Genomic DNA, 23422 nt, shown 5'->3' with positions numbered 1-23422 from the left:
CGGGGATCGAGTGCGGAGCGTGACACGGGTGACAAGGATGGCGGAGGAGGGGGCACGACCCCGTCTCGGGCGCGGGCTCGCGGCGCTGATCGGTGATTTCGGCGATGTCGGGCAGGCGGCCAAGGCCGAGGGCAAGATCGAGCCGCAGCGCAAGGTCCCGGTGGAGTTCCTGCGCCCGAACCCGCGCAACCCCCGCCGCAGCTTCGGCGAGGCGGAACTCGCGGAGCTGGCGACCTCGATCACCCAGCGCGGCATCATCCAGCCGATCGTGGTGCGGCCGCTGGCCGACGTGCCGGGCGCGTTCGAGATCGTGGCGGGCGAGCGGCGCTGGCGGGCCTCCCAGAAGGCCGGGCTCGACGAAGTGCCGGTGGTGATCGTCGAGATCGACGATCGCGCCTCCCTGGAATTCGCCATCCTGGAGAACGTCCAGCGGGCCGATCTCAATCCGATCGAGGAGGCATCCGGCTACGAGCGCCTGATGCAGGACTTCGCCTACACCCAGAAGGAACTGGCCGAGATCCTGGGCAAGAGCCGCAGCCATCTCGCCAACACCCTGCGGCTGCTCAATCTGCCCCCCTCCGTGCAGGACCGGGTCACCGCCGGGGAGCTCACCGCCGGCCATGCCCGCGCGCTCCTGGCGGTGCGCGATCCCGAGGCCCTGGCCCGCCGGGTTGTAGCCGAGGGCCTGTCGGTGCGCGAGGTCGAGGCGATGGCCGCCGCCGAGGCGGCGGAGGCTGCTGCCCCCGACACACCCCGCCCCGGTCGCCCGCGCCTCTCCGCCGAGCGCCCTGCCCCGGTGCGTGAGCTGGAATTGCGGATCCGTCGGGCCCTGGGGGTCGCGGTGGTCTACAAGCCCAAGGACGAGACCTCGGGCGAGATCCGCATCCGCTATGAGACGCAGGACGAGCTCGAGGGGCTACTCAACCGGTTCAAGGTGTCGGAGCCGGAGCAGGGCTGAGGAGGCGTTTCACGGGCTCCCAGCGCTTCAGCGGCCTCTGAGATCCCTCCTTAAATCAGGGGTATCGCAGCCATAGGATGAACCCCCTTGTCATTCCGGGGCGCAGCAGGTGAGCCCGGAATCCAGATCCGCCGACGCGGCCAGACCTTGATCTTTCGGCGGCTATGGATCCCGGGTTCCGCTGCGCGGCCCCGGGATGACAAGGTGGGTGATCGAGCGCTGCGACAATTCCCAACCGTGAGGCCAATCAAATCTCCTCTGTGAGGAGGGGAACGCACGCCAGCGCGGGCCTACGCATCCTATCGAGCCAGCATCACCCCTAACGCCGCCGCCGGGCGCCCGCCTCGGCCACCCGCAGCAGTGCCGCGGAGGCCAGGGCGTGCGCCAACTCGGGCTCGGCCCGTCGGCAGGCCAGGATCGCGTCCTGAAGGGCTTTTGCGGCCTGCCGGAGGGTGCCGGCCGGCCAAGTGGCGAGCTGGCCCTCGATGCTGGCCTTGCGCTTGAAATGCAGGCCCCGCCAGGCCGCCGCCATCAGGGCCGGGGTCTTGTCCGGATTGTCGAGGCGGGTCGCCAGCAGGGTCAGGGCGTGCCGGAGGGCCGAGCCCAGCACCACGCCGGGATCCAGCCCCTCGTGCCGGAAGCGCCGGTAATCGCGCTCCACCGCCTCGCGGCGCCCGTCGAAGGCGGCATCGATCAGGGTGTTGAGCACGCTCGCGGCGACGTCGCTGGTGACCGCCTCGACATGGTCGAGGGTCACGGTGCCCTCCCCGGCCGCGTAGAGCGCCAGCTTCTCGATCTCCATCAGGCTCGCCCGCCGGTCGCCGCCGAGGCTGCGGACCAGGACCTCCCGGGCGGCCCGGTCGATCCGCAGGCCGCGCTCCTGGAGGGTGCGGTCGATCAGGTCGGCGAGCGTGCGCTCGTCGTCGGCGTAGCAGGGGATCGCCAGAGCCTTGGGCGAGCGCTCGCAGAGAACGCGCATCGGGTTGTTCTTGGCGAGGTCGCCGCCCTCCACCACGATCCGCGCATCGGCTACCGCGGCGCCGAGCACCGCCTCGACCGCCGGCGCGTAGTTGCGGCTGCCCGGCCGCACCCAGATCGACCGGCGGCCGCCGAACAGGCCCATCGTGCCGGCCTCGTCGCAGAGCCGGCCGGGATCGGAGGCGAGGCTGTCGCCGTCGATCCGCACCAGCGCGAAGGGGTCGGACGGGTCGGTGACGAAATCCTCGGCGAGTTTTCGCGCACGTTCGGTGACCAGGCCGGTATCCGGCCCATAGACCAGGATCACCGGTATACGCGGATCGGGCCCGCGCCGGATCAGCCCCTCGATCTCGCCCGCTTTGACCGCCGTCAAAGCCGGCTCACGGCTTGGTCGACAGCACGGCGGCCAAGCGCGTCTTGATCTGGTCGGCCAGGACACTGGCGAGACGGATCTCGGCGTCGCGCGCCGCGCGCTGGCTGGCGAAGCGCTGGACCGAGCGGTCGTAGGTCGCGGTCGAGGTCGCCACGCCCTCGGAATAGACCTTGGTGCCGGCCATGTCCTCCAGGCTGTACTTGATGTTGGCGACCAGCGTGCCGGCCTCGGCGCGGCCGGTGGTGGAGGAGACGATCGGGGTCTGCACGATCTCGGAGCCCGAGAGCTTCAGCCGATAGCGCTTGCTCGACGGCTGGCCCGACCCGTCCAACTCGAAGATCAGTTCGCTGCGCAGGTAATGCCCGAGCCGCTCCTGGCCCTGGGCCATCCCGACATCGTCGACCTGCACGGAGGCGAGCAGCGCCTGTACGGTCTCGCCGGAGGCGGTCGGCCCGTAGAGCGGGCGGAAACAGGCCGACAGGTTCAGCGCCAGGCCGGCCACACAGGCGAGGCGGCCGATCCGGACCACCACCGATACTCCCGAACGCACCATCACGTCGCCGTTCCGCCCCGCTTCGTTGCAGCCACTCTTAGCCCGGACCCGGAGGGCCGCGCCATGAGCCTATGGGGCAACCGTTACGATTCCTCTGCGGCGAGAGCGTGGTCGCTCGGTTTCAGACCGTTGCCAGATAGCCCGAGACCGTGACGATCGACAGGATCGTCGAGACCAGCACCACCGTGGAGGTCAGGTCGGCCTCGCGGCGGTAGAACTCCGCCAGCATGAACGGGCCGGTCCCGGTGGGCAGGGCGGCCATCAGCACTGCGACGTGCAGCAGCAGCGGCGGCAGGTCGAACAGGTACCGGCCGAGCCCGTAGGCGAGGGCCGGCTGCCCGACGAGCTTCAGGCCGACCAGCAGGGCCGCCGCTCGGGGCTGGGCGCTGCCGGGCCGGCGCTTCTGGGCCAGGAACAGGCCGAGCGCCACCAGGGCGCAGGGGGAGGCGGCCCCGCCGAGGAGCTTGAGAAATGTCTCGGCTGCTGCCGGTAGCGTGAGGCCGGCGCTCGGGACCAGGGCGCCGAGCGCCGGTGCCACCAGCAACGGGTTGCGGATTAGCGAGCGGCCGACCGCGCGCCAGACCGGGATGTTTGAACCGGCCTGCCCAGACCCGTGCGCTTCCCGCCGGAGCCCGGTCTCGATCAGGACGATCGCCACCGCGAACACGCCGCAGACCGTCAGGATCGCCGCCACGGTGGTGGGTGCCAGCGCCTCCGGGCCGAAGGCGACGAGTGCCAGGGGGAAGCCCATGAAGCCGGTATTGGGATAGCCGGCATTGAGCCCGTCCACGGCGGCGTCGGAGAGCGGGTGCCCCTCCCCCCGCCGGATCAGCACCGTGAGCGCGAACACCGCCAGGCTGCTCACCCCGAAGGCGGCGATGAAGCCGGGCTTCCAGATCGCGCTCCAATGGGCATGCGCGGTCACGTCGAACAGCAGCGCCGGCAGGGCCAGGAACACCACGAAGCGATTGAGTTCGGTGGTCGCGGCGGCACCGAGCACGCCGATCCGCCGGGCGAGCCAGCCGGAAAGGATCAGCGCGAAGATCGGCAGCACGACCAGCAGGGTCGAGAGCATGGGCGGCCCGGGTCGGAGGGTGAGGTTCCGGCCTTAGGCGGATCCCGCCCCGCCCTCCAGTGCTGGGGGCGGGGATCTGCCATGCCGGCCCCTGCCCCCGCGAAGCCGTTACCAGCGATAGATCAGGCTGCCGATCACCGTGGCGGGGGCGCCGCGATAGCAGAAGCCGGCCTGGCAGTTGTAGTAATCCCGGTCGAAGATGTTGAATGCGTTGATCTGCGCCCGGAAGCCTTTGTACTTCGGATCGAGCGCGGCGAAATCGTAGGCAACCAGCGCGTCGAACAGGGTCACGGTCGGGTTGCGGACCGTATCCTCGTCGTCGGCGAAGCTGTTGGCGTTGAACCGGATACCGCCGCCGACCGTCAATCCGCGCAGCGCCGAGGAGGGCGGGAACAGGTAGGTCAGGAACGACGCGAAGGTGTCCCCCGGGATGCCCGAGAGTCGGTTCCCGTCGATCGCCGCGCCGGTGACGACCGAGGTCTGCTTGACGAAGCGGAAATCGAGGTGGGTGTAGGCGACGGTCAGATTCGTCCCCGGCGCGAAGTTCGCTGTCGCCTCCATCTCGAAGCCGCGCGAGTTGACCTCACCGGTCGCCACTTGGTTGGCGAAGTTCGTGGGATCCTGACGCAGAATGCTGGTCTGGTTGATATCAAAGCCCGCGATGGCGGCGCTGATGTTGGTACCTGGGATGAGGTACTTCACGCCTGCTTCGATCTGATCGCCGGTGGCGGGCCTGTAGGGGCGACCCGTAACGACGTTGACGCCGACCTGCGGGGTGAAAGTCGTGGCGTAGCTGGCATAGGGTACGATGCCGGGCGCGAGCTCGTAGTTCAGACCGGCGCGGTACGTGAAAGCGCTGTCGTTCTGGCTCTGCGGCCCCGCGACGACGCCCCGGGTTACGCTCGCCGTGTCGGAGGCGACCCAATCCTGCCGTCCGGTCAGCGTCAGAACGAATCTCCCCCACTTCGCCTGTTCCTGGACGTAGACGCCGACCTGATCTTGCGCCTGGCGGGACGAGCGGTCGATGGTCGGCCGGGTGATCGGCTGTCGGCCGTAGTTCAGGGTGAGCAGGTTGAGGTCGGGCGCCACGCCGAAACCGGCGACGCTCGAGAAGTCGTAGTGGTAATAGTCGATGCCGGTCAGCAGCGTATGGGCGATCGGCCCGGTCCGGAGGTGGCCCTCGAGCTGTGTGTCGACCGCGAATGAAGCCAGCGACTGCTTGAACAGGCCGGTGGACCGCTGCGCGCTGAGGCCCGTCACCGCGTCGACCTGCGTGTACGAGAAGTTGGCGTCGACGCTGGAATAGCGGAAGTTCTGCCGCAGGATCAGGTCCGGCGAGAACACGTGCTCGAAGGCATAGCCGATCCGGTGCTGATCGGTCCGGTAAGTGTTGAGGGCGCCGTCACCCGAATAGATCCGCGACACACGGAAACCCGGGAAGTTGTAGAAGCTGGCATTGCCCGGGACGTTCGATTCCTGGAATTCCGTGAGCAGCGTGAAGGTCGTGTCGGCCGAGGGCCGCCACGTGAAGGCGGGGGCGATGGTGAACCGGTCATCCCGAACGCCGGGGCCGGGCAGGAATGTGTCGGACTGGCGGGCGACACCGGTAAGCCGATAGGCCATCGTTCCGTCCGATCCCTCGACCGGGCCGCCGATGTCGAAGTTGCCCTGGTAGCGGTCGAAGCTACCACCCTGGAACCACGCCTCACCGAACTGGGCGAAGACCGGGCGCTTGCTGGTCACGTCGACGATGCCGCCGGGAGAGCCGAGGCCGTAGAGCCCGGAGGCCGGCCCCCGCAGGATGGTCAGCGCCTCGGCGCCGTAGGGCTCGATGCGGGGGACAGCGAAGCCGACGCCCGTCTGGCGCAGGCCGTCGCGGAAGATACCATCGTAGGTCTCGGCGAAGCCGCGGATGTAGAACGAGTCCGCGCGGGGGTCGAAGCCGAAGACGTTGCTCGACACGCCCGGCGTGTAGGCCAGCGCCTGGTTCAGGCTCTGCACGTTGCGGTCGTTGAGCTGCTCACGGGTGACAACCGAGACCGATTGCGGAGTTTCGATCAGCGGTGTGTTGGTCTTGGTCGCGGTGGGGCTCACGCGCGCGACGTAGCCGGTGATCCCGGAGGGGCCGCCGCCGCCGCCGCTGGTGGCCGCGCTGTTGCCGTCGCCGCCGCTGACATTGGCGCCCCCGAAGCTGGCTCCGGCCGGGACCGTGGAGGCGGGTCGGGTGGCCTCCACGGAGATCTCGTTGAGCTGCACGGCACCCTGCGCAGCGGCCTGGGACGTGACGGCGGCGGTGGCCAGAGCCGTGGCGGTGACAAGTAACCCGAGGCGGGTGGAACGCATGGACGTGGAACCCTGAGATGCGCCGTTCCTTGGCGCTTCAATCACAGGATCAACCGTTCACGGGCTCTCGATCAAGCGGAAAACGTGTTTTAAATCACACACTTAGAAGTCTTCAAATCTGACATTATTCGTATTCAAAACTCTAGTGGAGGCTCGCGCAGGGCCTCCGCTTCGCGGGTGCAAACAGCCTGGTCGGGTGCTGCACCGCCTGCGGAGAGGGCGCCTCGCAGCTCGGTCCGGGCCTTGTCCAGATCGGCCCGGAAGCCTGGATCGCCCATCAGCGTGGCGAGGACCGAGGAGCCGGTGATCCGCCCGGCCGCGACGTCGCTGAGCCAGTGCACGCCGCAGACGACACGGCTCTCGCCGTAGGCCCGGCCCCGGGCCAGGATCGCGGTGGCTTTCTCGGGTACCAGGGAGGCCAGGATCAGCGCGTAGGCCCAGCCCTGGGTGGCGTGCCCGGACGGGTAGCTGAAGCTGTCGGTGAGCGCCTGGGTCCGCTGCACGCAGATCGGCGCCTCGTTGCCCACGAACGGGCGAAGCCGGCGGTAATGCACCTTCGGCCCCCGCGTCGCCCGGGCGAGGTCGAGCCGGGTGCGTTCCAGGAGGTGGAGCACCGCCGGCACCCGGGTCTGGTCGATCCGGGTGCCGAGCACGCAGGCGAAATTGTCGAGCACCGCGGACGCACCCTCCGACACGTCGTTGGCGGCGATCTCCCAGCGGGCGCTGCCCTTCAGGGCGCGGGTGCCGACGAAGGCCGCCCGGTCGGCCTTGTCGAGGGGCGCATCGTGGGCCGGTGGTGGTGGCAGGATCTGGATCGCATCGGGGCCCGCCGTCTCGGCCAGATAGGGTTTCACCGCCGGCTTGCCGGGCTTGAGCGTGTCGGCCCCCAACGATGGCGCCGCTTGCGGGTTCGCCGGTGCGGGGTGGGGCGTGTCCTCGGCGCGAACCGGAGTCGCGGCGATCAGGACGGCGAGGGCCGGCAGGGAGAGGGTGCGCAGCATCGGATCCGTAGCGGTTCGGGCGAAGGGGCGAGGACGAGGCGGGCCGCACCCGCAGACAAACGAACGGCTTGGCCGGACGGTTCAGTCCGCGCACAGGCCTCCGATCCTGTCCAGGGGCTCCCGTGACGGATGACAGACGGTTGACCCGGGCTGCCCGCCGCGCGAACGCTATGGCGTTTCCTTCCGGCTTCCCGACCGCATGGCCCAGCCCCTCGATCGCGCCCGCCTCCTGGAGGCCTTCGAAGCGCTCGGTGCCGACCTCGCTGAGCATGGGCGCTTCGTCGAACTCGCCGTCTATGGCGGCGGCGCGCTGATGCTGCAATTCGCATGGCGACGCGCCACTGAGGATGTCGATGCGGTTGTGCGGGCCGGCTACGACGAGGCGGTGCTCGCGCCTTCGGTGATCCGGGTCGCCGCGCGGATGGGGCTGGAGGCGGACTGGCTCAACGATGCCGTCGGCATGTTCACCCCGCTTGAGGAGGACGAAACCCTGTTCGCCGTGTCCGGCACGTATCCCACCGGTGGGACACCAGGACTTCGGACCGTCCTGGCTAGCCCTCCCTACCTCCTGGCGATGAAGTTGCACGCCTTGCAGAGCCTCGACCGCGGAGACCGAGACCTGAACGACGCGCGCGCCCTCGCGGCTCACCTGGGCTTAAGCGATGTGCAGGCGCTCGAGCGCCTCTATCGCTCGATCTATGGCGAGGACCCGTCGCCGGAGGTGCGAACTCGGTTTCCTGCGGTCATCAAGTCGGTGCCATGAGACCGCATTCCCTGGCGGAAGTCGTCGCGCGGGCGCGGGAGGACAGGGATTGGGAGCACCATCTGCGCGACTTCCTCGACGCCTTCTACGCCGCCGACGGCGACGTCACGCGGCAGGCGGGGTTCATCGCCGATGAGCCGGGTTTGCTCGGGCTTCCGGAGGCCGATGCGTTCCTGGGCGGGGCCGGGGAGCATCTGGCGCGGCGCTGGGGTTTGCGAATGCCCGCTTGGGTCCGGGCGGAGAGCCGGTATCTGACGACCGCCCTGTTCGTGCCCGACGACAAGGTCCTGCGGGGCTATCTCTTGTGCGTCAGCCCGGTGTCGTTCCGGACGCGGCTGATCTTCACAGGGCCGGACCCGCTCCAGCGCGCCCGCTTCCCCTACCATCGGGGCGTGATCACGATGCCGCCGGAACATGGGTTCCCGAAGGCGGAGCCCTGATGAGGCCAGGGCTCCGCCCTGGATCCGCAAAAGGTCCCGGACCTTTTGCGGATCCAGAAATTTGCCGGCTAAACCACCCGGATCGCGGCCGCCACCGCGGTGGGGAACTCCTCGTGCGGGCTGAGCGCCCCAGGGATCGCGACGCTCGTGACCTGGCCTTGGGCGATCAGCGCGTCCATCTCGGCGCCGGAGCGGCGCGGGGCCTTCTCGGGGCGCAGCACCAGGGTCGGCGGCAGGACGCCGCCGAACAGGTCCAGGAAGGCGGTGCGGTCGGCCACGGGGTCGAGGCCACCGGTGACGAAGGCGGCGGTGCCGAACCGGCCGTTCTGCTGGCGGGTGACCGCGTGCTTGGCGCGGATCACGTCCGGTGTGACGTGGGCCGGGTCCGCGTAGACATGAGCGCGCATCATCCGACCGATGATCGGCGGACTGATGTTGAGCCGGTAGAGGGCATCGCCGAGGATCGGCGCCTCCACGGCCCGGCGGATGCGGGGGAACCAGTGCGCGCGGCTCGGCATCGCGGTGGGCAGCGGCCCGCGCCAAGTCGGCGCGACCAGAACCAACCGCTCGAATGCCCGCGGGTGCCTGCGCGCTGCGGCGACCAAGTAGCCGGCTCCGTGGCCGGCCGCGACGCCGAGCGCGTAGGGGCCGGGGGCGGCGGCGAGCAGCGCATCCAGGAAGGCGTGCAGGGTGTCCGGACCGAGGGGGAGGCGGGTCCGCGGCCGGGCGCCGAAGCCCGGCCAGTCCGGCACCAGGCAGCGGTACTCCGAACCGAGGGCGCGGGCGAGATCGCGCATCTCGCCCCGGTCCGAGATCGTCGACAGGGCCGGCAGCAGGAGCGCATCGCGCCCCGTACCGATCACGTCGCAGAGGGTCGGCACCGGCCGGCCCGCTACGGTCAGGTCTAGATGCCGCGTCGTCTCCACCGGGCCACCCTCCCCTTCCACGCTTACGTGCGCAGCAGCTCGTTGATGGCGGTCTTCGAGCGGGTGCCGGCATCGACGCGCTTGACGATCACCGCGCAGTACAGGCCGGGGCCCGGGGTGCCGTCCGGCAGCGCCTTGCCGGGCATCGTGCCCGAGACCACCACGGAGTAGGGCGGCACGCGGCCGTACATGACCTCGCCGGTGGTGCGGTCGACGATCTTGGTCGAGGCGCCGATATAGACGCCCATGGACAGCACGCTGCCCTGGCCGACGATGACGCCCTCGGCCACCTCGGCGCGGGCGCCGATGAAGCAATCGTCCTCGATGATCACCGGGTTGGCCTGGAGCGGCTCGAGCACGCCGGCGATGCCGGCGCCTCCTGAGATGTGACAGTTCTTGCCCACCTGGGCGCAGGAGCCGATCGTCACCCAGGTGTCGACCATCGTGCCTTCGCCGACATGGGCACCGAGATTGACGAAGCTCGGCATCAGCACGGCGCCCGGCGCGATGTAGGAGCCGCGGCGCACGAAGCAGCCCGGCACGGCGCGCAGGCCGGCGGCGCGGAATTCGGCCTCGCCCCAGCCGGCGAACTTGGAGGCGACCTTGTCCCACCAGGGCGCGCCGCCGGGGCCGCCCTCGATCGTCGCCATGTCGTTGAGGCGGAAGGAGAGCAGCACCGCCTTCTTGAGCCACTGATTGACGACCCAATCCTGGTTGCCGCTCTTCTCGGCAACCCGGGCCTTGCCGGAATCGAGCAGGTTCAGCGCCTCCTCGACCGCCTCGCGGACGGCACCCTGGGTGGACGTCGAGATGCCGGCGCGCTCCTCCCAGGCCGTCTCGATGGTCTTGGCGAGGTCGGAGGTGGACATGGGCGCACGATGCTCTCGATGGCGGGAGCCCGTGCTTACAAGCGGGCACCGGGGCTGTCACCCGGGGCGGCTTCAATCCTCCAGCAGAACCCGCACCCGGTCGAGATCGGTCACGAGGTCGACGAGGTCGATCGCCAGGGTGTCGTAGACGGATTGGGCGGCCGCAGGGAACTCCTCCAGCACGCGGCGCATCAGCGTCGGGGTGATCCGCATGACTTCGGCGGCGCCCTCGGCCCGGGCCTCGGTCGGGCGGGTGCCGCGCACGAACAAAGCGAGCTGCCCGATCAGCGCGGAGCGCCCGGCCCGCACCGGCTCGGCCTCAGTGACTCGAGGGGCGAGCCGGATCGTCCCCGACATCACCACGAAGCCGCCATCGGCTGGGTCGCCGCGGGCGAAGAGCAGGTCGCCATCGGCCAGCTCGCGCCGCTCGGCCGCGAAGGTCAGCAGGCGCAGGGCGTCCCGGTCGAGGAAGCCGAACAGCGGCGCGTCTGCGAGGATCGCGATGTCGTCGTCGAGCCCCAAAGAACCGCCCCACCACCTGCGTGCAAACGAGCCTGAGCCTCGCTTACACGCAAATCCCTAAAGCCCTTCCCGATCGCGTTGCAATCGCGCTTGGCTCTCGGTTCGCGCCGTGAGGCGCAGGGGGCGATCAGGGGAGCAGCTTGTAGCCGCCGCCTTCGGTGACGAGGATCGCAGCGGTGGCGGGGTTCGGCTCGATCTTCTGGCGCAGCCGGTAGATGTGCGTCTCCAGCGTGTGCGTGGTGACGTGGGCGTTGTAGCCCCAGACTTCGGCGAGCAGGGTGTCGCGGTTCACCACGGCCCGGCCCGCCCGGTACAGGAAGCGCAGGATCGCGGTCTCTTTCTCGGTGAGCTTGAGCTTCGAGCCGCGCTCGCCGACCAGCAGCTTGGCGCCGGGCCGGAACGTGTAGGGGCCGATTTGGAACACCGCATCCTCGGACGCCTCGTGGCTGCGCAGATGCGCGCGGATCCGGGCGAGCAGGATGCCGAACTTGAACGGCTTGGTGACGTAGTCGTTGGCGCCCGCCTCCAGACCCTCGACGTGGTCGGCCTCGGAATCCTGCGCGGTGAGCATGATCACCGGGCCGCGGAATCCGCCGGTGCGCATCCGGCGCACGGCCTCGCGCCCGTCGAGGTCGGGCAGGCCGACATCCATCACCGCCAGGTCGATACGCTCGGCCCCGACCCGCCGGACGGCGTCCGCGGCGTTCGCCTCGGTGACCACGGTGAATTCCTCGCAGAGGTCGAGCTGCTCGGTAAGCGTGTCGCGCAGAATCGCGTCGTCGTCACAGATCAGGAGGCGGTAAGCATTCGACATCGTCCGGGGCCCTGGAGCTCGCTGTGGGACCGGGAGACCCGATGGCCGGAACAGCGCGCGGTGACAAGAATCTGGAGCACGCCGTCCGTCGCGTGACAACACCGCCGGCTCCAGGAAAGCGGGGCCGGCGCACCGGAATCCAAGGGCGTTCGGTCCCCCCGTCGCAGGGCGATGGGCTGTTCGCTCCCGAATCCCGGCTCCGACGGCCTGGGTTCCGAGGCAAGGATAGGGCTTCGTTTGTGGCTGGAAATTGCCTTGCGCGCAATTTTTCTCGGTTTCGGTATTGGATACCGGGTAGAACGCCGGCCGATCCGCCGAGGGATCGCGTGCCGGCGGCTCGGATCGGGGCCTGTGAGGCGGGCAGGGGAGGGGCGTTGGTGCGGAGAGATCGGCGTGAGCGGCCCGGACTCGTCCGCGTGACCCTGGGCGAGATCCGGGTCCGCGCCATGGTCGACGACCGCCGCCGGGGCCAGCTCTTGATCGGCCCGGCCGTGATTCCCTGCGCCCTCGGGGCAGCCGGAATCGTGAGTGACAAGCGCGAGGGCGACGGCGGCTCGCCGCGCGGGCGCTTCCGCCTGCGAGGGGGCGCCTACCGACCGGATCATCTCGGTCTACGCCCGCGCACAGCTTTGCCCTTGCGGGCGACCCGACCGGACGACGGCTGGTGCGATGACCGCCGGGACCGCCGCTACAACCGGCCGATCCGCCTGCCGGCCCCCGGCATCAGCGCCGAGTCGATGTGGCGGCCGGACGGGCTCTACGACGTGGTGATCGACCTCGATTACAACCGCGCGCCCATCCGGAGAGGGCGGGGCTCGGCGATCTTCCTGCACATCGCCCGGGACGGCTACCGTCCTACCGAGGGCTGCGTCGCGCTGGCCAGGGCAGACCTGTTGCGGCTGCTCAGGCGGCTCGGCCCGCGCACGCGTCTGCGGATCGGGTAACCCTCACGCCTTCCGGGTCCGCGCTCCGAAAATCGCCGTCCCGACCCGGACATGTGTGGCGCCCTGCTGGATCGCCGCCGGAAAATCCGCGCTCATGCCCATCGAGAGGATCGACAGGTCGTGCTCCTCCGCCAGCCGGGCGAGCAGGGCGAAATGGGCCGAGGGCGGGTCCTCCGCCGGCGGGATGCACATCAGGCCCTGGATCGCGAGGCCGTGCGTGTCGCGGCACGCGGCCAGTAGGGCGGCGAATTGATCCGGCAGGACGCCCCCCTTCTGCGGCTCCGCCCCGGTATTGACCTGGATCAGCAGCTTCGGGGCGCGACCCGCGCGCTGGATCTCCTTGGCGAGCGCTGCCGCCAGCGACAGCCGGTCGAGGGAATGGATCACGTCGAACAGGGCCACCGCCTCGCGGGCCTTGTTGGATTGCAGCGGCCCGACCAGATGCAACTCGACATCCGGGTAGCGGCTGCGCAGGTCCGGCCATTTCGCTGCGGATTCCTGGACGTAGTTCTCCCCGAACACCCGCTGGCCCGCCTCCAGGGCCGGGACGATGCCCTCCGCCGGCACGGTCTTGGAGACCGCCACGAGCTGGACCTCCGCCGGGTCGCGGTCCGAATCCTCGGCCGCCTGTGCGACGGCGGCGCGGACCTCGGCGAGCCCGGCGGCGACATCGGCCTCGCCGACAGGCGGCTTGGCGGTCGGCTGCCCCATCCCGTCCGTCGGGGGAGCGTTCGAGTCGGTGATCGCGTCGTTCATCGCGTGTCTGTCCTGTCACTGCCGGGCCCGTCCCGGGAGGCGGGTGCTCCAACCCACCCCCGCATCCTGAGGTGCCCGGCGACCGAAGATCGCTGGGCCTCGACGGAACCCTCCAGGGATCGCACGGCTGGCTGGAGGCCTCCTTGGCGGTCTCCGCTCCGCTGCGCCGTCTCAGGATGAGGGGGATGGGTGGGACCGCCCTGGTGCGGGCCCCTCTCATGAACCGTGTGCTGCCTGCCGACCTATGCCGTTGCGTGGCGGGCGCAAGCCCGGATCGGTGCATCCGTTGACCGGCTCCGGCGCAGATATGCTACTGGGCCACAACGTGCCGCGGCTCTCACCGATCAGCCGCCGAGCCCCTGACCCAGCCGGATCCATGACCAGCACTGCCCCTTCCGCCGTCGAGCGCTACAACGCCAAGGATGCCGAGCCCCGCTGGCAGGCCGCCTGGGCGGAGCAGCGGCTTTTCGAGACCGACAACGCCGATGGGCGCCCGAAATACTACGTTCTGGAGATGTTCCCGTATCCGTCGGGGCGCATCCACATGGGCCACGTGCGCAATTACGCGATGGGCGACGTGGTCGCCCGGTACAAGCGCGCCCGGGGCTTCAACGTGCTCCACCCCATGGGCTGGGACGCGTTCGGGCTGCCGGCCGAGAACGCCGCCATGGAGCGCAAGGTCAACCCGCGGGACTGGACCTACGCCAACATCGCGTCGATGCGCGACCAGCTGAAGGCCATGGGCCTGTCGCTCGACTGGAGCCGGGAGATCGCGACCTGCGACCCCGATTATTACAAGCACCAGCAGCGCATGTTTCTCGACTTCCTGGACAAGGGGCTGGTCACGCGGCGCACCGCCAAGGTGAACTGGGACCCGGTCGATCACACCGTGCTGGCCAACGAGCAGGTGATCGACGGGCGCGGCTGGCGCTCCGGCGCCCTGGTCGAGCAGCGCGAGCTGACCCAGTGGTTCTTCAAGATCACCGATTTCGCCGAGGACCTGCTCACCGCGCTGGACGGGCTGGACCGCTGGCCGGAAAAAGTCCGGCTGATGCAGAAGAACTGGATTGGCCGCTCCGAGGGGCTGGAGGTCCGGTTTGCCCTCGCCCGGCCGCCGGCCGGCGCGGCCGAGTCCGTGACGGTCTACACCACCCGGCCCGACACCCTGTTCGGCGCCCGGTTCCTGGCGATCGCCGCCGACCATCCTCTGGCCGCGACCCTGGCCGCGAACAACCCCGACCTCCAAACCTTCATCGAGGAGTGCCGGCGCACCGGCACCGCCCAGGCGGCGATCGACACCGCGGAAAAGCTCGGTTTCGACACCGGCCTGACCGTGCGCCATCCCCTAGACCCGGCCTGGGAGCTGCCGGTCTACGTCGCGAATTTCGTCCTGATGGACTACGGCACCGGCGCGGTGTTCGGCTGCCCGGCGCACGACCAGCGCGACCTCGATTTCTCGAACAAGTACGGGCTCGGTAACGTGCCGGTGGTCTGCCCCGAGGGCCAGGATCCGGAGGCGTTCCTGATCACCACCACGGCCTATGTCGAGGACGGGCGGATGATCAATTCGCGCTTCCTCAACGGCATGACCACCGGGGAGGCCTTCGAGACCGTAGCGCGCCGTCTCGAGCAGGAGGGGGTGGCCAAGCGCAAGGTCCAGTTCCGCCTGCGTGACTGGGGCGTCTCGCGCCAGCGCTACTGGGGCTGCCCGATCCCGATCTTCCATTGCGAGACCTGTGGGCCGGTGCCGGTGCCGATCTCCGACCTGCCGGTGAAGCTGCCGGACGAGGTGTCCTTCGACCAGCCCGGCAATCCGCTGGAGCGGGACCAGGCCTGGCGCAACGTGCCGTGCCCCAAATGCGGCGCGCCGGCCCGGCGCGAGACCGACACGATGGACACGTTCGTCGATTCGTCCTGGTACTACGCCCGCTTCACCGCGCCCTGGCTCACCGACGCCCCCACCGACCGCGCCACGGTCGATCGCTGGCTGGCGGTGGACCAGTATATCGGCGGCATCGAGCACGCGATCCTGCACCTGCTCTACGCAAGGTTCTTCATGCGGGCGATGCGCGAGACCGGCTGGGCCGGCGTCTCCGAGCCCTTCGCCGGCCTGTTCACGCAGGGCATGGTCGTCCACGAGACCTACAAGGACGCGACCGGCGCCTGGGTGCCACCGGCCGAAATCCGCTTCACCACGGAGGAGGGCGAGCGCCGCGCGTTTCACGTGAAAACTCAGGCGCCGGTTGCGATCGGCCCGATTGAGAAGATGTCGAAGTCCAAGAAGAACGTGGTCGACCCGGACGACATCATCGCGAGCTACGGGGCCGACACCGCGCGCTGGTTCGTGCTGTCCGATTCCCCGCCCGAGCGCGACGTGATCTGGAGCGAGGAGGGCGTGCAGGGCGCTGCCCGCTTCGTCCAGAAGGTCTGGCGGCTGACCCATGCCGCGCTGTCCGCGAGCGGGGACGGCGCCGCCGACCTCACCCTGCGCAAGGCCGCCCACCGGGCGCTGGCCGCGGTGCAGGACGATATCGAGCGCCTGCGCTTCAACCGCTGCGTCGCCCACATCTACACCCTGGCCAACGCCCTTGAGGACGGGCTCCGCGGGCCGGTCTCGCGCGCGGCGGCCACGGAAGTGGCCGGCATCCTGGTGCAACTCATCGCCCCGATGATGCCGCACCTGGCCGAGGAATGCTGGACGGCGCTCGGCCGCCCTGGGCTGGCCGCCCAGGCCCCCTGGCCGGAGGCCGAGGCCGGGCTGCTGGTTGAGGACGAGATCACCCTGCCGGTGCAGATCAACGGCAAGAAGCGCGCGGATGTGACGGTGCCCCGCGACGCCGACCCCAAGGCGGTGGAAGCCGCCACCCTGGCCCTGGAGACGGTCCAGAAGATTCTGGAGGGCAAGCCGCCGCGCAAGGTGATCGTCGTCCCGGGGCGGATCGTGAATCTGGTGATGTGAGTTTGTGGAGTGCTGTCGGCGGGCAGGCCTTATCTCCTACCCGCGCCCTCATCCTGAGGTGCCCGCTTCAGCGGGCCTCGAAGGAGGGCTCCGGAAATCGCTCGACTGGCTGGAGGGCTCCTTCGAGGCCTCCGCTCCGCTGCGGCACCTCAGGATGAGGCGACGGGTTGGACTTGCCGCAGACCCAGCTCTACGGCGCCGCCAGCCCCGGATCCTGCCCGTTCGTCTGCAGGCTCCGCGCGATAAACCCATCCGCCTTCGCCTGCGCGAGGAAGCCCGCAAGAAAGGCCGCCCCCGCATCCCGCCCCACTGGCAGGCCCATCGCCTGCGGGATCTCCATGAAATGCCCCGGCAGCAACCGCACCTCCGGGTGGAAGGCCGCGTAGGCGGCGAGCGGCTGATGCACTCCGGCGGCGACATCGAGCCCGTCCCGGGCGAAGGCCGTGACCGCCTCCGCCGAGGTCGGCGCCCGCACCAGGCTGGCGTGACGCAGCGCGCGGGTCAGGAACAGGTCGTAGGCGCTGCCGCGTCCCACTGAGATCCGGATCCCGGTGCGGTCGACGTCCGGCAAACTCCCGATCGGCGAGGCGGCGGGCACGAGGTAGCTGCCGGCGATCAGCACGTAGGGCGCCGTGAAGGCGATGCCTTCGGCGCGCTTCGGGTCGATCGCCAGGAAGCAGATGTCCCAAGTCCCGGACCCGGCCGAGCCCGAGACGGTACCCGCCCCGGGAAACGTCACGAACGCCACCGGCATGCCGAGTTTCTGCGCCAGCGCCCGGGCGAGATCGACCGACACGCCCGCCGGGCCATCCGCCCCGGACCGGGCCAGAACCGGGTTGCCGAGGTTGATTGCCGCCCGGAGCGTGCCGGTGGGGGCGAGGTCGTGCAGGATCGCGGGGGAGGGCGTCATCGGGATCGTCTCCGCGTGAGCCCGGGTGACGATGAGCAGGGCGCACAGGGAAGCGGCGATCCGGATGGTCATCCCCGACCTCCGCCCGCCGCCCGTCGGCGCCCCCGGGCCAGCATGTTGAGGCCCTCGACGCCGGCCGAGAACGCCATGGCTGTGTAGATGTAGCCCTTCGGCACGTGGGCGCCGAACCCTTCGGCGATCAGCGTCATGCCGATCATGATCAGGAAGCCCAGCGCCAGCATCACCACGGTCGGGTTGCGGGCGATGAAGGCGGAGAGCGGCTCCGCTGCGACCAGCATGACGATCACCGCCACGACAACGGCCACCATCATCACCGGCACGTGCTCGGTCATGCCGACCGCGGTGATGATCGAGTCGATCGAAAACACGAGATCGAGGAGCAGAATCTGGCCGATCGCGGCACCGAACCCGATCGTGCCGCCGATCTTCTTCTCATCGGTCTCGTCGGGATCAACGCTGTGATGGATTTCCTTGGTGGCTTTCCAGAGCAGGAACAGGCCGCCGCCGATCAGGATCAGGTCGCGCCAGGAGAAATCCTGGTTCAGGACCGAGAAGACCGGCTCGGTCAGGTGCACGATGAACGCGACCGTGCCCAGAAGCCCAAGTCGCAGGATCAGGGCCAGCCCGATCCCGATCCGCCGCGCCCGGGTCTGCTGGTCAGGCGGCAGCTTGTTGGTCAGGATCGAGATGAAGATCAGGTTGTCGACGCCGAGCACGACCTCCATCACGATGAGGGTCGCGAGCGCGACCCAGACGGCCGGCTGCGTGGCAAGCTGGATCAGGTCAGTCACGGGTCGGGCGTTTCGTGGTCCGGGAACAGGCGGCTGCCTAGGGTGGAAAGGTCGAACGGACCGGGGCGGCTCGCCGGATCGGGGGCGTAGACCCGGAGGATCTTTGGGCAGACCTTGAAATGAGCGGGCGTGTGGGTGGTCAGCTCGCCGTCGGTGTTCACCGGCCGGGGCTTACGTGTCGCGATCTTGATCTCCCGCGTCTGGAAGGCGCGCACGTCGGCGGCGCGTCCATGGGTGCCCCGGCGCAGGGCCGGCAAGAGCGCGATCAGCCGCCACCAATGCGCGACTTCCAGGCTGTAGAAATCGAGCTTGCCGTCGTCGACCGTGGCGGTCTCCTCCACGGTCATGCCGCCGCCGTAGTGCCGGCCGTTGCCGACCGAGACCTGGATCGTCGTCACCCTCTCGACCGTGCCGTCATGCACGATGGTTACGGTGAACGGCCGCACTCGGCGCAGCACCCGGATGGCCGCGACCGCGTAGCCGAGCACCCCCCAAGTCTTCTTCGACTCCGCGGTGAGTTCGCCAGCGAGTTCGGCGGAGAAGCCGATGCTGGCGACATTGAAATAATAGTGGCCGTTGACCCAGCCGAGATCGACCGGCCGCGCTTCCGCCGTCGGGATGAACCGGGCTGCGGCCAGGGGATCCAGCGGCAGGCCGAGCGAGCGGGCGAGGTCGTTGGCCGTGCCCAGCGGCAGGATGGCGAGGGGCAGGCCGCTCTCCACCAGAGCGGGCGCGGCCATGTTCATGGTGCCGTCGCCGCCGCCGAGGATCACGAACTCGACATCCTTGGCGCGCGCGCGGATCACCTCGCGGCAATCGGCATCCGGCGGCGGCTCCACCGGCTCGATGCCCCCGGCGCGCAGGATTCCCCGCACCTCGTCGAGGTCGAGGCCGCCATTGCGGGCCTTCGCGTTGCAGATCAGCAGCGCCCGACGCCGGTCCCCGCTCATCGCGGACTCCGATGCGGGTTCGGGGTTGCCTCGGTCTCAGGTCGGGCCACGGGAACCTCGATGCGTGGGGCGAAAGATCGCCTGAAACCGGCGACGGCCAAGATTGTCCCCCACTTGGTAGTGGAACGGTCGAACGCAACCCCGTCATCCACGCAATCCCCGGCTGGTGTCGGCCCGACACATCGGCAGAGTCGTGGGCGCGCCTGCACCAAACCGTGGAACCTCCTCGGCATGCGGGCGCGTTCTCATCACGTCTGCCCCGGCCGCCAGGAAGGCACCGATGCCCGCCACCATGCCCACCCGACCACGTGCCCTCGCGCTCGGCGTGATCCTGCCTCTGGCCTTCGTCGGCGGCGCCTCGGCCCAGCAGGGGGCATCGTCGCAGAGTTCCTGGGTCGATCCGCCGGCCCGAGCCTCGACCGCCGCGCCGGCCAAGGAGCCTATGAAGGCCGTGAGCCAGGAGCAGGCCAAGCCATCGACGGACGCGAGGGCCACGGTCCGGCAGGCGGCCAAGCCCGAGCCTGCGGACGATGCCCTGCCCAAGTCCACCTCGACCAAGGCCGCGGCTCCCCGGCGTGCGGCTGCCCTGGAGCGACCGCCGGTCCGCGAGACCCTACGGCGGCAGGCACTCCATCCTCGGCGCCTCGCCGACACGCCGGCCGCCATGGTCCCCACGCCGGCCGCTGCCTCCTCCGAGCGCGCCGCCATCGCCCGGGCGCTCGCGGCGAATTACCTCGCCACCGTCTCCAGTTCGGGGGACACGATGGTGGGCGCCGCGCCGCATTTCTATGGGACGCGGGTGCGCTTCTACGGCCACCCCATAACCCTCGCCGGTCTGGTTGCCGAGAAGCGTAGCTTCGTCCAACGCTGGCCCGAGCGTCGCTACGAGCCTCGGGCGATCCGCACCGCCTGCGATGCCGAGACCTGCACGATCCGCACGATCGTCGATTTCCGCACGGCGAATCCCGGTCGCGGTGCGATCTCCACCGGGGCGGCCGAGCTGGTCCTCGAGGTAAGCTTCACGGGCTCGCGCCCGGTGATCGTCGCCGAGACCGGACGGGTCCTGCGCCGCAGCGTCCAGGCCGGCACCCTGGCTCCCTCGCCCGGCAAAGCGTAAAGCGGCATCCGTGCGGCGCACGGCGATGCCGGGATCGGGTTTATGACGTCTTCAACGATGGCGGCGGAACAGGAGGCGGGGCCGGCGCGTCCGGCTCTCGACGATCCGGAGCGTGCCGCCCTCCGCGAAGCGATCCGGACAGCGATCGCCCGGGCGCGGCCGCGCCCGGTCGCCGTGCGGACGCTCGAACTTATGGCCGAGGCGGCGATCGTGCCCGGGGCCTACGGCTACCGGGTGCTCGACCGCCACGGCGTTCCGCGCCTGCGCCTGGGCACGTCCGACCCGATGACGCTCGCGGATTTCGTAGCGGAACTGAAGGCGCGGCACCCGGCCCTGTTTCTGCCGGCGGAGCCAGAGCCTGCGCCCGCCCCGGCCCTGGAGGAGGCCAAGGATTCGCCGATCCTGACCAGCGCCTACGAGATGAAGGTCGCCACTGCCCGCTTCGTCGAGACACAATCTGAGCGGGCGCGTTCGCTCGCCGAGCGGTCCACCGAGCAGGGGCGGGCGCTGGCGCAGAACGCGGCTGGGCGCTTCGCCACCCTGCGGACGGGCTTGCAGACCCGGTTCGGCGGACCGACCGATGGAACTGCAGTGTCGGTGCGTAGCTCGGATCCGGCCGCTGCCTGGAACAAGGGACCAGGCCGGATCGGTGAATCGATCCGCGGCACCCTGTCCAGCTTGCGCGCGCGACTCGGCTTCGGCGTCGGAACCGGTGATGAGGGCGGCCGTCATCGCCGCTGGCTCGTCGGTGCAAGCACAGCCGCCCTGGTGGCGGTCGTTGCTGCTGGTCTGGTCCTAGCCGGGCGTGAGCCGGAATCCACGCGCCCTGCGGCTTCGCGGGCGACGTCGCCTCAGGCCGCCAATTCTCCGGCCAGCTCCCCGACGAACCCAGCGGTGGCTCCGCCAACTGCTTCACAGGCCGCGCCCCCCGACACGGTCACGCCCCCGCCTGAGACCGGCGGCGATCCGGAACCCGACACGCCGCCGCCTGCGGCCAATGCCATCACCGGGCCGGCCCAAGTGATCGATACCGCGACCCTGAAGCTCGGCGGCAAGGTCGTGCATCTGTTCGGCGTCGAGTGGGTGCGGGGCGGCCAGGCCGACGAACTCGCCCGCTACCTCGCAGGCCGCCCTGTGACCTGTCAGCCGGCACCGGGCAGCGAGAACATGAACTGTCAGGTGAACGGCCGCGACCTCTCCGAGGTCGTGCTGTTTAACGGCGGCGGCCGGGCCTCCCCGGAGGCAAGCCCTGAACTCGTCGCGGCCGAGGATCATGCCCGCAGCGAGCGACTCGGCGTCTGGAAGCGCTGAGCGAAGTGCTTTCACGGGGTTCTGCCCCACTCCGAACGATCACCCAGCTTTTGAAACCGGTATGTCTTCGAGAGCGGGGAAGGCCATGCGAGGCGAGATCTTCGGGCGAACCGCGGACGGGCAGATCGTCACGCGGCACATCCTGAGCCGGGGCAGCCTGCGCGTCCATGTCCTTGATTTCGGCGCGGTGATCGCGGCGATCGAGGTGCCCGATCGGGCCGGCTGCAGCGCCAACGTCGTCCTCGGACTCAATACCCTGAAGGGCTACGAGACCGTGAGCCCGAGCTTCGGCGCCCTGGTCGGCCGCTATGCCAATCGCATCGCGGGCGGGTGCTTCAGCCTTGACGGCCAGACCTATCGGCTGCCGGTGAACGAGGGTCCCAACACCCTGCATGGCGGCGACCGCAACTTCGGCAAGCATCTGTGGCACGTGGAGGCGGCCGACGGCACGAGCCTCGCCCTGGCCCGCCGCTCGCCGGACGGGGAGGAGGGATTCCCCGGCAACCTCGACGTCCGCGTGCGCTACAGCCTGCCCGAGGACGGGCTGCTGCGCCTCGATTACGAGGCGGTGACCGAGCGGCCGACGATCCTGAACCTCACCAACCACAGCTACTTCAATCTGGCCGGGGAGGGGACCGGCAGCGTGCTCGACCACATGGTTCAGGTCGAGGCCGACGCGTTCACCCCCACGGACGCGACGCAGGTCCCCACCGGCGAGATCCGGCCGGTCGCCGGCACCCCGTTCGATTTCCGCACCCCGCACGCGCTGGGGGACCGCATTCGGGTCGGCGATCCGCAGATCGCCTTCGCAAAGGGCTACGACCACACCTTCGTGCTGCGCGGTCCCGCCGGGACCCTGCGCCCGGCCGCGACCTGCATCGATCCGGGCAGCGGACGTCGGCTCGACGTGGCGACCACACAGCCGGCCCTACAGCTCTACACCGGCAACAACCTGGACGGCACGCTGATCGGCCCCTCCGGCCGGATCTACCGCTCCGGCGACGGCGTCTGCTTCGAGACGCAGGGCTTTCCGGACGCCCCGAACCAGCCGGGCTTTCCCTCCGCGGTCCTGCGGCCGGGGGAGGTGTTCCGGGCGGTCACGACGTTCCGGTTCTCGGTGGCCTGAAACATCAGGCCGCGAGAACCAGATCCTCCCCGTCCGCCTGCGGCACCGGCACGGCGACCATGGGGGCGGAGGGTTTGGGGCGCCAGGTCTCGCCGAGGGCCAGGAGTGCGGCCTTCACCGCGTCGAGCTGCGAGGGCTCGCCCTCGGCCATGCCCTCGGCGGCGGCCACCTCCTTCAGGTACTCGTCCCAGGCCCACCGGCGAAGAAGTTCGCGCTTCCCTTCGCGCCGCAGCCGGGGGTGATCCAGCACGGCGGACGGCGTGGCGAAGACCGCCGCCGGATTGACCAGCGCCCGCTCCAGCTCCGGCCCGTCCGGGAAACGCGGCGGCGCGGCCGGCGCCCGTTCCCGGCCGAGCACGACCCGGAGCGGCGCCCGTTCGAGTCGGCGCCGGTCTCCCGGCCGGGTCGTGCAGGGCGCGTTCCCGCGGTCCGCTTCGGCGGGGGACTTTTTGTGTCCGGGTCCGATCGCACGATGCTGCATGGTTGCCTCCTTGAAGCCCAGCCCGACGGCGTGGTCGTCGCGCCGGGCGGCACGATGGTGGGGATGCGCCGCGCTCAGGCCGTCAGCAGCCCGAGGCGCGCGGCGGATTGGACGCCGAAGCTCGCCGCGAAGTCGAGGAGGGCGGCGTCCCAGGCGGTGAGGTGCGTGGCGCTGGCCGGCGGCCCGGCCCGGGTGATCGCAGCGCCGAGCCAGACGAAGCCCGACAGGCTCAGCAATCCCGCCAGCACCCAGGGCATGGCCGGTGCCGGGCTGAGGGCCGCCAGGGCGAGGCAGAAGGTGGTCGTCGCGATCCAGCCGGTGAGGGGGGACCACGTCGCCCGCTCCGCCGCCCCGGCCGGCGTCCCAGTTCGGCTGCGCCGGAGCCGGCTCGTCCAGCGAGAGCGGTCCTGCAGGTCGAAGGTCGTCATCGATCGCCTCCGG

General features: G+C 70.0%; 23 protein-coding genes. 8 read left to right on the top strand and 15 right to left on the bottom strand.

What is annotated here, in order from left to right; all coding sequences use genetic code 11:
* Window positions 1-37 precede the first annotated feature (37 nt).
* Window positions 38-958, top strand: coding sequence for a ParB/RepB/Spo0J family partition protein (locus MKK65_RS16725; RefSeq protein WP_243959086.1), 921 nt, complete (start codon window positions 38-40; stop codon window positions 956-958).
* A 319-nt stretch (window positions 959-1277) separates the two neighbouring features.
* On the opposite strand, the gene holA is transcribed toward MKK65_RS16725, so the two are convergent.
* The 5 genes from holA to MKK65_RS16700 all read right to left on the bottom strand — a co-directional run bounded on the left by holA (window position 1278) and on the right by MKK65_RS16700 (window position 7281).
* A complete protein-coding gene (holA, locus tag MKK65_RS16720; RefSeq protein WP_243959084.1) occupies window positions 1278-2309 on the bottom strand; it encodes a DNA polymerase III subunit delta in 1032 nt (343 codons plus the stop codon).
* Window positions 2310-2316: 7 nt separating this feature from the next.
* A complete protein-coding gene (gene lptE / locus MKK65_RS16715; protein ID WP_243959203.1) occupies window positions 2317-2862 on the bottom strand; it encodes an LPS assembly lipoprotein LptE in 546 nt (181 codons plus the stop codon).
* Window positions 2863-2983: 121 nt separating this feature from the next.
* Entirely contained in the window at window positions 2984-3937 is a 954-nt protein-coding gene (locus MKK65_RS16710) for an AEC family transporter (RefSeq protein WP_243959082.1), read from the bottom strand.
* 108 nt (window positions 3938-4045) lie between these two features.
* The gene (locus tag MKK65_RS16705) at window positions 4046-6280 is read right to left on the bottom strand and encodes a TonB-dependent siderophore receptor (protein ID WP_243959080.1); all 2235 of its coding nucleotides are present in this window, start codon (window positions 6278-6280) and stop codon (window positions 4046-4048) included.
* Between the two features lie 134 nt (window positions 6281-6414).
* The gene (locus MKK65_RS16700) at window positions 6415-7281 is read right to left on the bottom strand and encodes an acid phosphatase (protein WP_243959078.1); all 867 of its coding nucleotides are present in this window, start codon (window positions 7279-7281) and stop codon (window positions 6415-6417) included.
* A gap of 199 nt (window positions 7282-7480) precedes the next feature.
* Between MKK65_RS16700 and MKK65_RS16695 the strand changes: the two genes are divergently transcribed.
* The gene (locus tag MKK65_RS16695; RefSeq protein WP_243959076.1) at window positions 7481-8044 is read left to right on the top strand and encodes a hypothetical protein; all 564 of its coding nucleotides are present in this window, start codon (window positions 7481-7483) and stop codon (window positions 8042-8044) included.
* Window positions 8041-8484, top strand: a complete 444-nt coding sequence (locus MKK65_RS16690) for a hypothetical protein (RefSeq protein WP_243959075.1) — start codon at window positions 8041-8043, stop codon at window positions 8482-8484. Before MKK65_RS16695 ends, MKK65_RS16690 begins: the two co-directional genes overlap by 4 nt.
* Window positions 8485-8552: 68 nt before the next feature.
* Here MKK65_RS16690 and MKK65_RS16685 read toward each other — a convergent pair whose 3' ends face one another.
* From MKK65_RS16685 to MKK65_RS16670, 4 genes are all read right to left on the bottom strand, one after another.
* Window positions 8553-9410 carry an alpha/beta fold hydrolase gene (locus MKK65_RS16685; RefSeq protein WP_243959073.1) on the bottom strand — a complete coding sequence of 286 codons (858 nt, stop codon included), beginning with the start codon at window positions 9408-9410 and terminating at the stop codon, window positions 8553-8555.
* Window positions 9411-9433: 23 nt separating this feature from the next.
* Complete coding sequence (gene dapD / locus MKK65_RS16680; protein ID WP_243959071.1) at window positions 9434-10279, bottom strand: 2,3,4,5-tetrahydropyridine-2,6-dicarboxylate N-succinyltransferase; 846 nt, start codon at window positions 10277-10279, stop codon at window positions 9434-9436.
* A gap of 72 nt (window positions 10280-10351) precedes the next feature.
* Window positions 10352-10801, bottom strand: a complete 450-nt coding sequence (locus MKK65_RS16675) for a cyclic nucleotide-binding domain-containing protein (RefSeq protein ID WP_058193200.1) — start codon at window positions 10799-10801, stop codon at window positions 10352-10354.
* A 127-nt stretch (window positions 10802-10928) separates the two neighbouring features.
* Window positions 10929-11615 carry a response regulator transcription factor gene (locus tag MKK65_RS16670; RefSeq protein ID WP_058193201.1) on the bottom strand — a complete coding sequence of 229 codons (687 nt, stop codon included), beginning with the start codon at window positions 11613-11615 and terminating at the stop codon, window positions 10929-10931.
* A 446-nt stretch (window positions 11616-12061) separates the two neighbouring features.
* On the opposite strand from MKK65_RS16670, the gene MKK65_RS16665 reads away from it, so the two are divergent.
* Entirely contained in the window at window positions 12062-12559 is a 498-nt protein-coding gene (locus tag MKK65_RS16665; protein WP_243959201.1) for a L,D-transpeptidase family protein, read from the top strand.
* Window positions 12560-12562: 3 nt separating this feature from the next.
* On the opposite strand, the gene MKK65_RS16660 is transcribed toward MKK65_RS16665, so the two are convergent.
* The gene (locus tag MKK65_RS16660) at window positions 12563-13315 is read right to left on the bottom strand and encodes a YggS family pyridoxal phosphate-dependent enzyme (protein WP_243959069.1); all 753 of its coding nucleotides are present in this window, start codon (window positions 13313-13315) and stop codon (window positions 12563-12565) included.
* Window positions 13316-13691: 376 nt separating this feature from the next.
* Here MKK65_RS16660 and leuS point away from each other — a divergent pair, with 376 nt between their 5' ends.
* Window positions 13692-16274 carry a leucine--tRNA ligase gene (gene leuS / locus MKK65_RS16655; RefSeq protein ID WP_243959066.1) on the top strand — a complete coding sequence of 861 codons (2583 nt, stop codon included), beginning with the start codon at window positions 13692-13694 and terminating at the stop codon, window positions 16272-16274.
* Window positions 16275-16464: 190 nt separating this feature from the next.
* Here leuS and MKK65_RS16650 read toward each other — a convergent pair whose 3' ends face one another.
* From MKK65_RS16650 to MKK65_RS16640, 3 genes are read right to left on the bottom strand one after another with little or no spacing between them, the layout of a single operon-like run.
* On the bottom strand, window positions 16465-17256 hold the full coding sequence (locus MKK65_RS16650; RefSeq protein ID WP_243959064.1) for an ABC transporter substrate-binding protein: 792 nt from the start codon (window positions 17254-17256) through the stop codon (window positions 16465-16467).
* A complete protein-coding gene (locus tag MKK65_RS16645) occupies window positions 17253-17996 on the bottom strand; it encodes a TerC family protein (protein WP_243959062.1) in 744 nt (247 codons plus the stop codon). The genes MKK65_RS16650 and MKK65_RS16645 overlap by 4 nt, the downstream gene beginning before the upstream one ends.
* Window positions 17993-18946, bottom strand: coding sequence for a lipid kinase (locus tag MKK65_RS16640; RefSeq protein ID WP_243959060.1), 954 nt, complete (start codon window positions 18944-18946; stop codon window positions 17993-17995). The genes MKK65_RS16645 and MKK65_RS16640 overlap by 4 nt, the downstream gene beginning before the upstream one ends.
* A gap of 280 nt (window positions 18947-19226) precedes the next feature.
* On the opposite strand from MKK65_RS16640, the gene MKK65_RS16635 reads away from it, so the two are divergent.
* From MKK65_RS16635 to MKK65_RS16625, 3 genes are all read left to right on the top strand, one after another.
* Complete coding sequence (locus tag MKK65_RS16635; protein WP_243959058.1) at window positions 19227-20063, top strand: hypothetical protein; 837 nt, start codon at window positions 19227-19229, stop codon at window positions 20061-20063.
* Window positions 20064-20105: 42 nt separating this feature from the next.
* Entirely contained in the window at window positions 20106-21374 is a 1269-nt protein-coding gene (locus tag MKK65_RS16630; protein WP_243959056.1) for a thermonuclease family protein, read from the top strand.
* 85 nt (window positions 21375-21459) lie between these two features.
* Entirely contained in the window at window positions 21460-22500 is a 1041-nt protein-coding gene (locus MKK65_RS16625; protein ID WP_243959055.1) for an aldose epimerase family protein, read from the top strand.
* Window positions 22501-22504: 4 nt separating this feature from the next.
* Here MKK65_RS16625 and MKK65_RS16620 read toward each other — a convergent pair whose 3' ends face one another.
* Entirely contained in the window at window positions 22505-22981 is a 477-nt protein-coding gene (locus MKK65_RS16620; protein WP_243959053.1) for a hypothetical protein, read from the bottom strand.
* A 74-nt stretch (window positions 22982-23055) separates the two neighbouring features.
* The gene (locus MKK65_RS16615; RefSeq protein ID WP_243959051.1) at window positions 23056-23409 is read right to left on the bottom strand and encodes a hypothetical protein; all 354 of its coding nucleotides are present in this window, start codon (window positions 23407-23409) and stop codon (window positions 23056-23058) included.
* Window positions 23410-23422: the final 13 nt, after the last annotated feature.

The organism is Methylobacterium sp. J-001 (genome assembly GCF_022829565.1).
In the GTDB taxonomy this organism is placed as follows: Bacteria; Pseudomonadota; Alphaproteobacteria; order Rhizobiales; family Beijerinckiaceae; genus Methylobacterium.
The sequence above is the reverse complement of the archived record's forward strand: the minus strand, read 5'-3'. Positions and strand labels throughout refer to the sequence as shown.

What these genes read in the sequence shown, in the direction of transcription:
- MKK65_RS16725 (WP_243959086.1), top strand. Translation starts at nt 38, where the DNA reads ATGGCGGAGGAGGGGGCACGACCCCGTCTCGGGCGCGGGCTCGCGGCG.
- lptE (WP_243959203.1), bottom strand. Translation starts at nt 2,862, where the DNA reads ATGGTGCGTTCGGGAGTATCGGTGGTGGTCCGGATCGGCCGCCTCGCC.
- MKK65_RS16710 (WP_243959082.1), bottom strand. Translation starts at nt 3,937, where the DNA reads ATGCTCTCGACCCTGCTGGTCGTGCTGCCGATCTTCGCGCTGATCCTT.
- MKK65_RS16705 (WP_243959080.1), bottom strand. Translation starts at nt 6,280, where the DNA reads ATGCGTTCCACCCGCCTCGGGTTACTTGTCACCGCCACGGCTCTGGCC.
- MKK65_RS16700 (WP_243959078.1), bottom strand. Translation starts at nt 7,281, where the DNA reads ATGCTGCGCACCCTCTCCCTGCCGGCCCTCGCCGTCCTGATCGCCGCG.
- MKK65_RS16695 (WP_243959076.1), top strand. Translation starts at nt 7,481, where the DNA reads ATGGCCCAGCCCCTCGATCGCGCCCGCCTCCTGGAGGCCTTCGAAGCG.
- MKK65_RS16690 (WP_243959075.1), top strand. Translation starts at nt 8,041, where the DNA reads ATGAGACCGCATTCCCTGGCGGAAGTCGTCGCGCGGGCGCGGGAGGAC.
- dapD (WP_243959071.1), bottom strand. Translation starts at nt 10,279, where the DNA reads ATGTCCACCTCCGACCTCGCCAAGACCATCGAGACGGCCTGGGAGGAG.
- MKK65_RS16670 (WP_058193201.1), bottom strand. Translation starts at nt 11,615, where the DNA reads ATGTCGAATGCTTACCGCCTCCTGATCTGTGACGACGACGCGATTCTG.
- MKK65_RS16665 (WP_243959201.1), top strand. Translation starts at nt 12,062, where the DNA reads ATGGTCGACGACCGCCGCCGGGGCCAGCTCTTGATCGGCCCGGCCGTG.
- MKK65_RS16660 (WP_243959069.1), bottom strand. Translation starts at nt 13,315, where the DNA reads ATGAACGACGCGATCACCGACTCGAACGCTCCCCCGACGGACGGGATG.
- leuS (WP_243959066.1), top strand. Translation starts at nt 13,692, where the DNA reads ATGACCAGCACTGCCCCTTCCGCCGTCGAGCGCTACAACGCCAAGGAT.
- MKK65_RS16650 (WP_243959064.1), bottom strand. Translation starts at nt 17,256, where the DNA reads ATGACCATCCGGATCGCCGCTTCCCTGTGCGCCCTGCTCATCGTCACC.
- MKK65_RS16640 (WP_243959060.1), bottom strand. Translation starts at nt 18,946, where the DNA reads ATGAGCGGGGACCGGCGTCGGGCGCTGCTGATCTGCAACGCGAAGGCC.
- MKK65_RS16635 (WP_243959058.1), top strand. Translation starts at nt 19,227, where the DNA reads ATGCCCGCCACCATGCCCACCCGACCACGTGCCCTCGCGCTCGGCGTG.
- MKK65_RS16630 (WP_243959056.1), top strand. Translation starts at nt 20,106, where the DNA reads ATGACGTCTTCAACGATGGCGGCGGAACAGGAGGCGGGGCCGGCGCGT.
- MKK65_RS16625 (WP_243959055.1), top strand. Translation starts at nt 21,460, where the DNA reads ATGCGAGGCGAGATCTTCGGGCGAACCGCGGACGGGCAGATCGTCACG.
- MKK65_RS16620 (WP_243959053.1), bottom strand. Translation starts at nt 22,981, where the DNA reads ATGCAGCATCGTGCGATCGGACCCGGACACAAAAAGTCCCCCGCCGAA.
- MKK65_RS16615 (WP_243959051.1), bottom strand. Translation starts at nt 23,409, where the DNA reads ATGACGACCTTCGACCTGCAGGACCGCTCTCGCTGGACGAGCCGGCTC.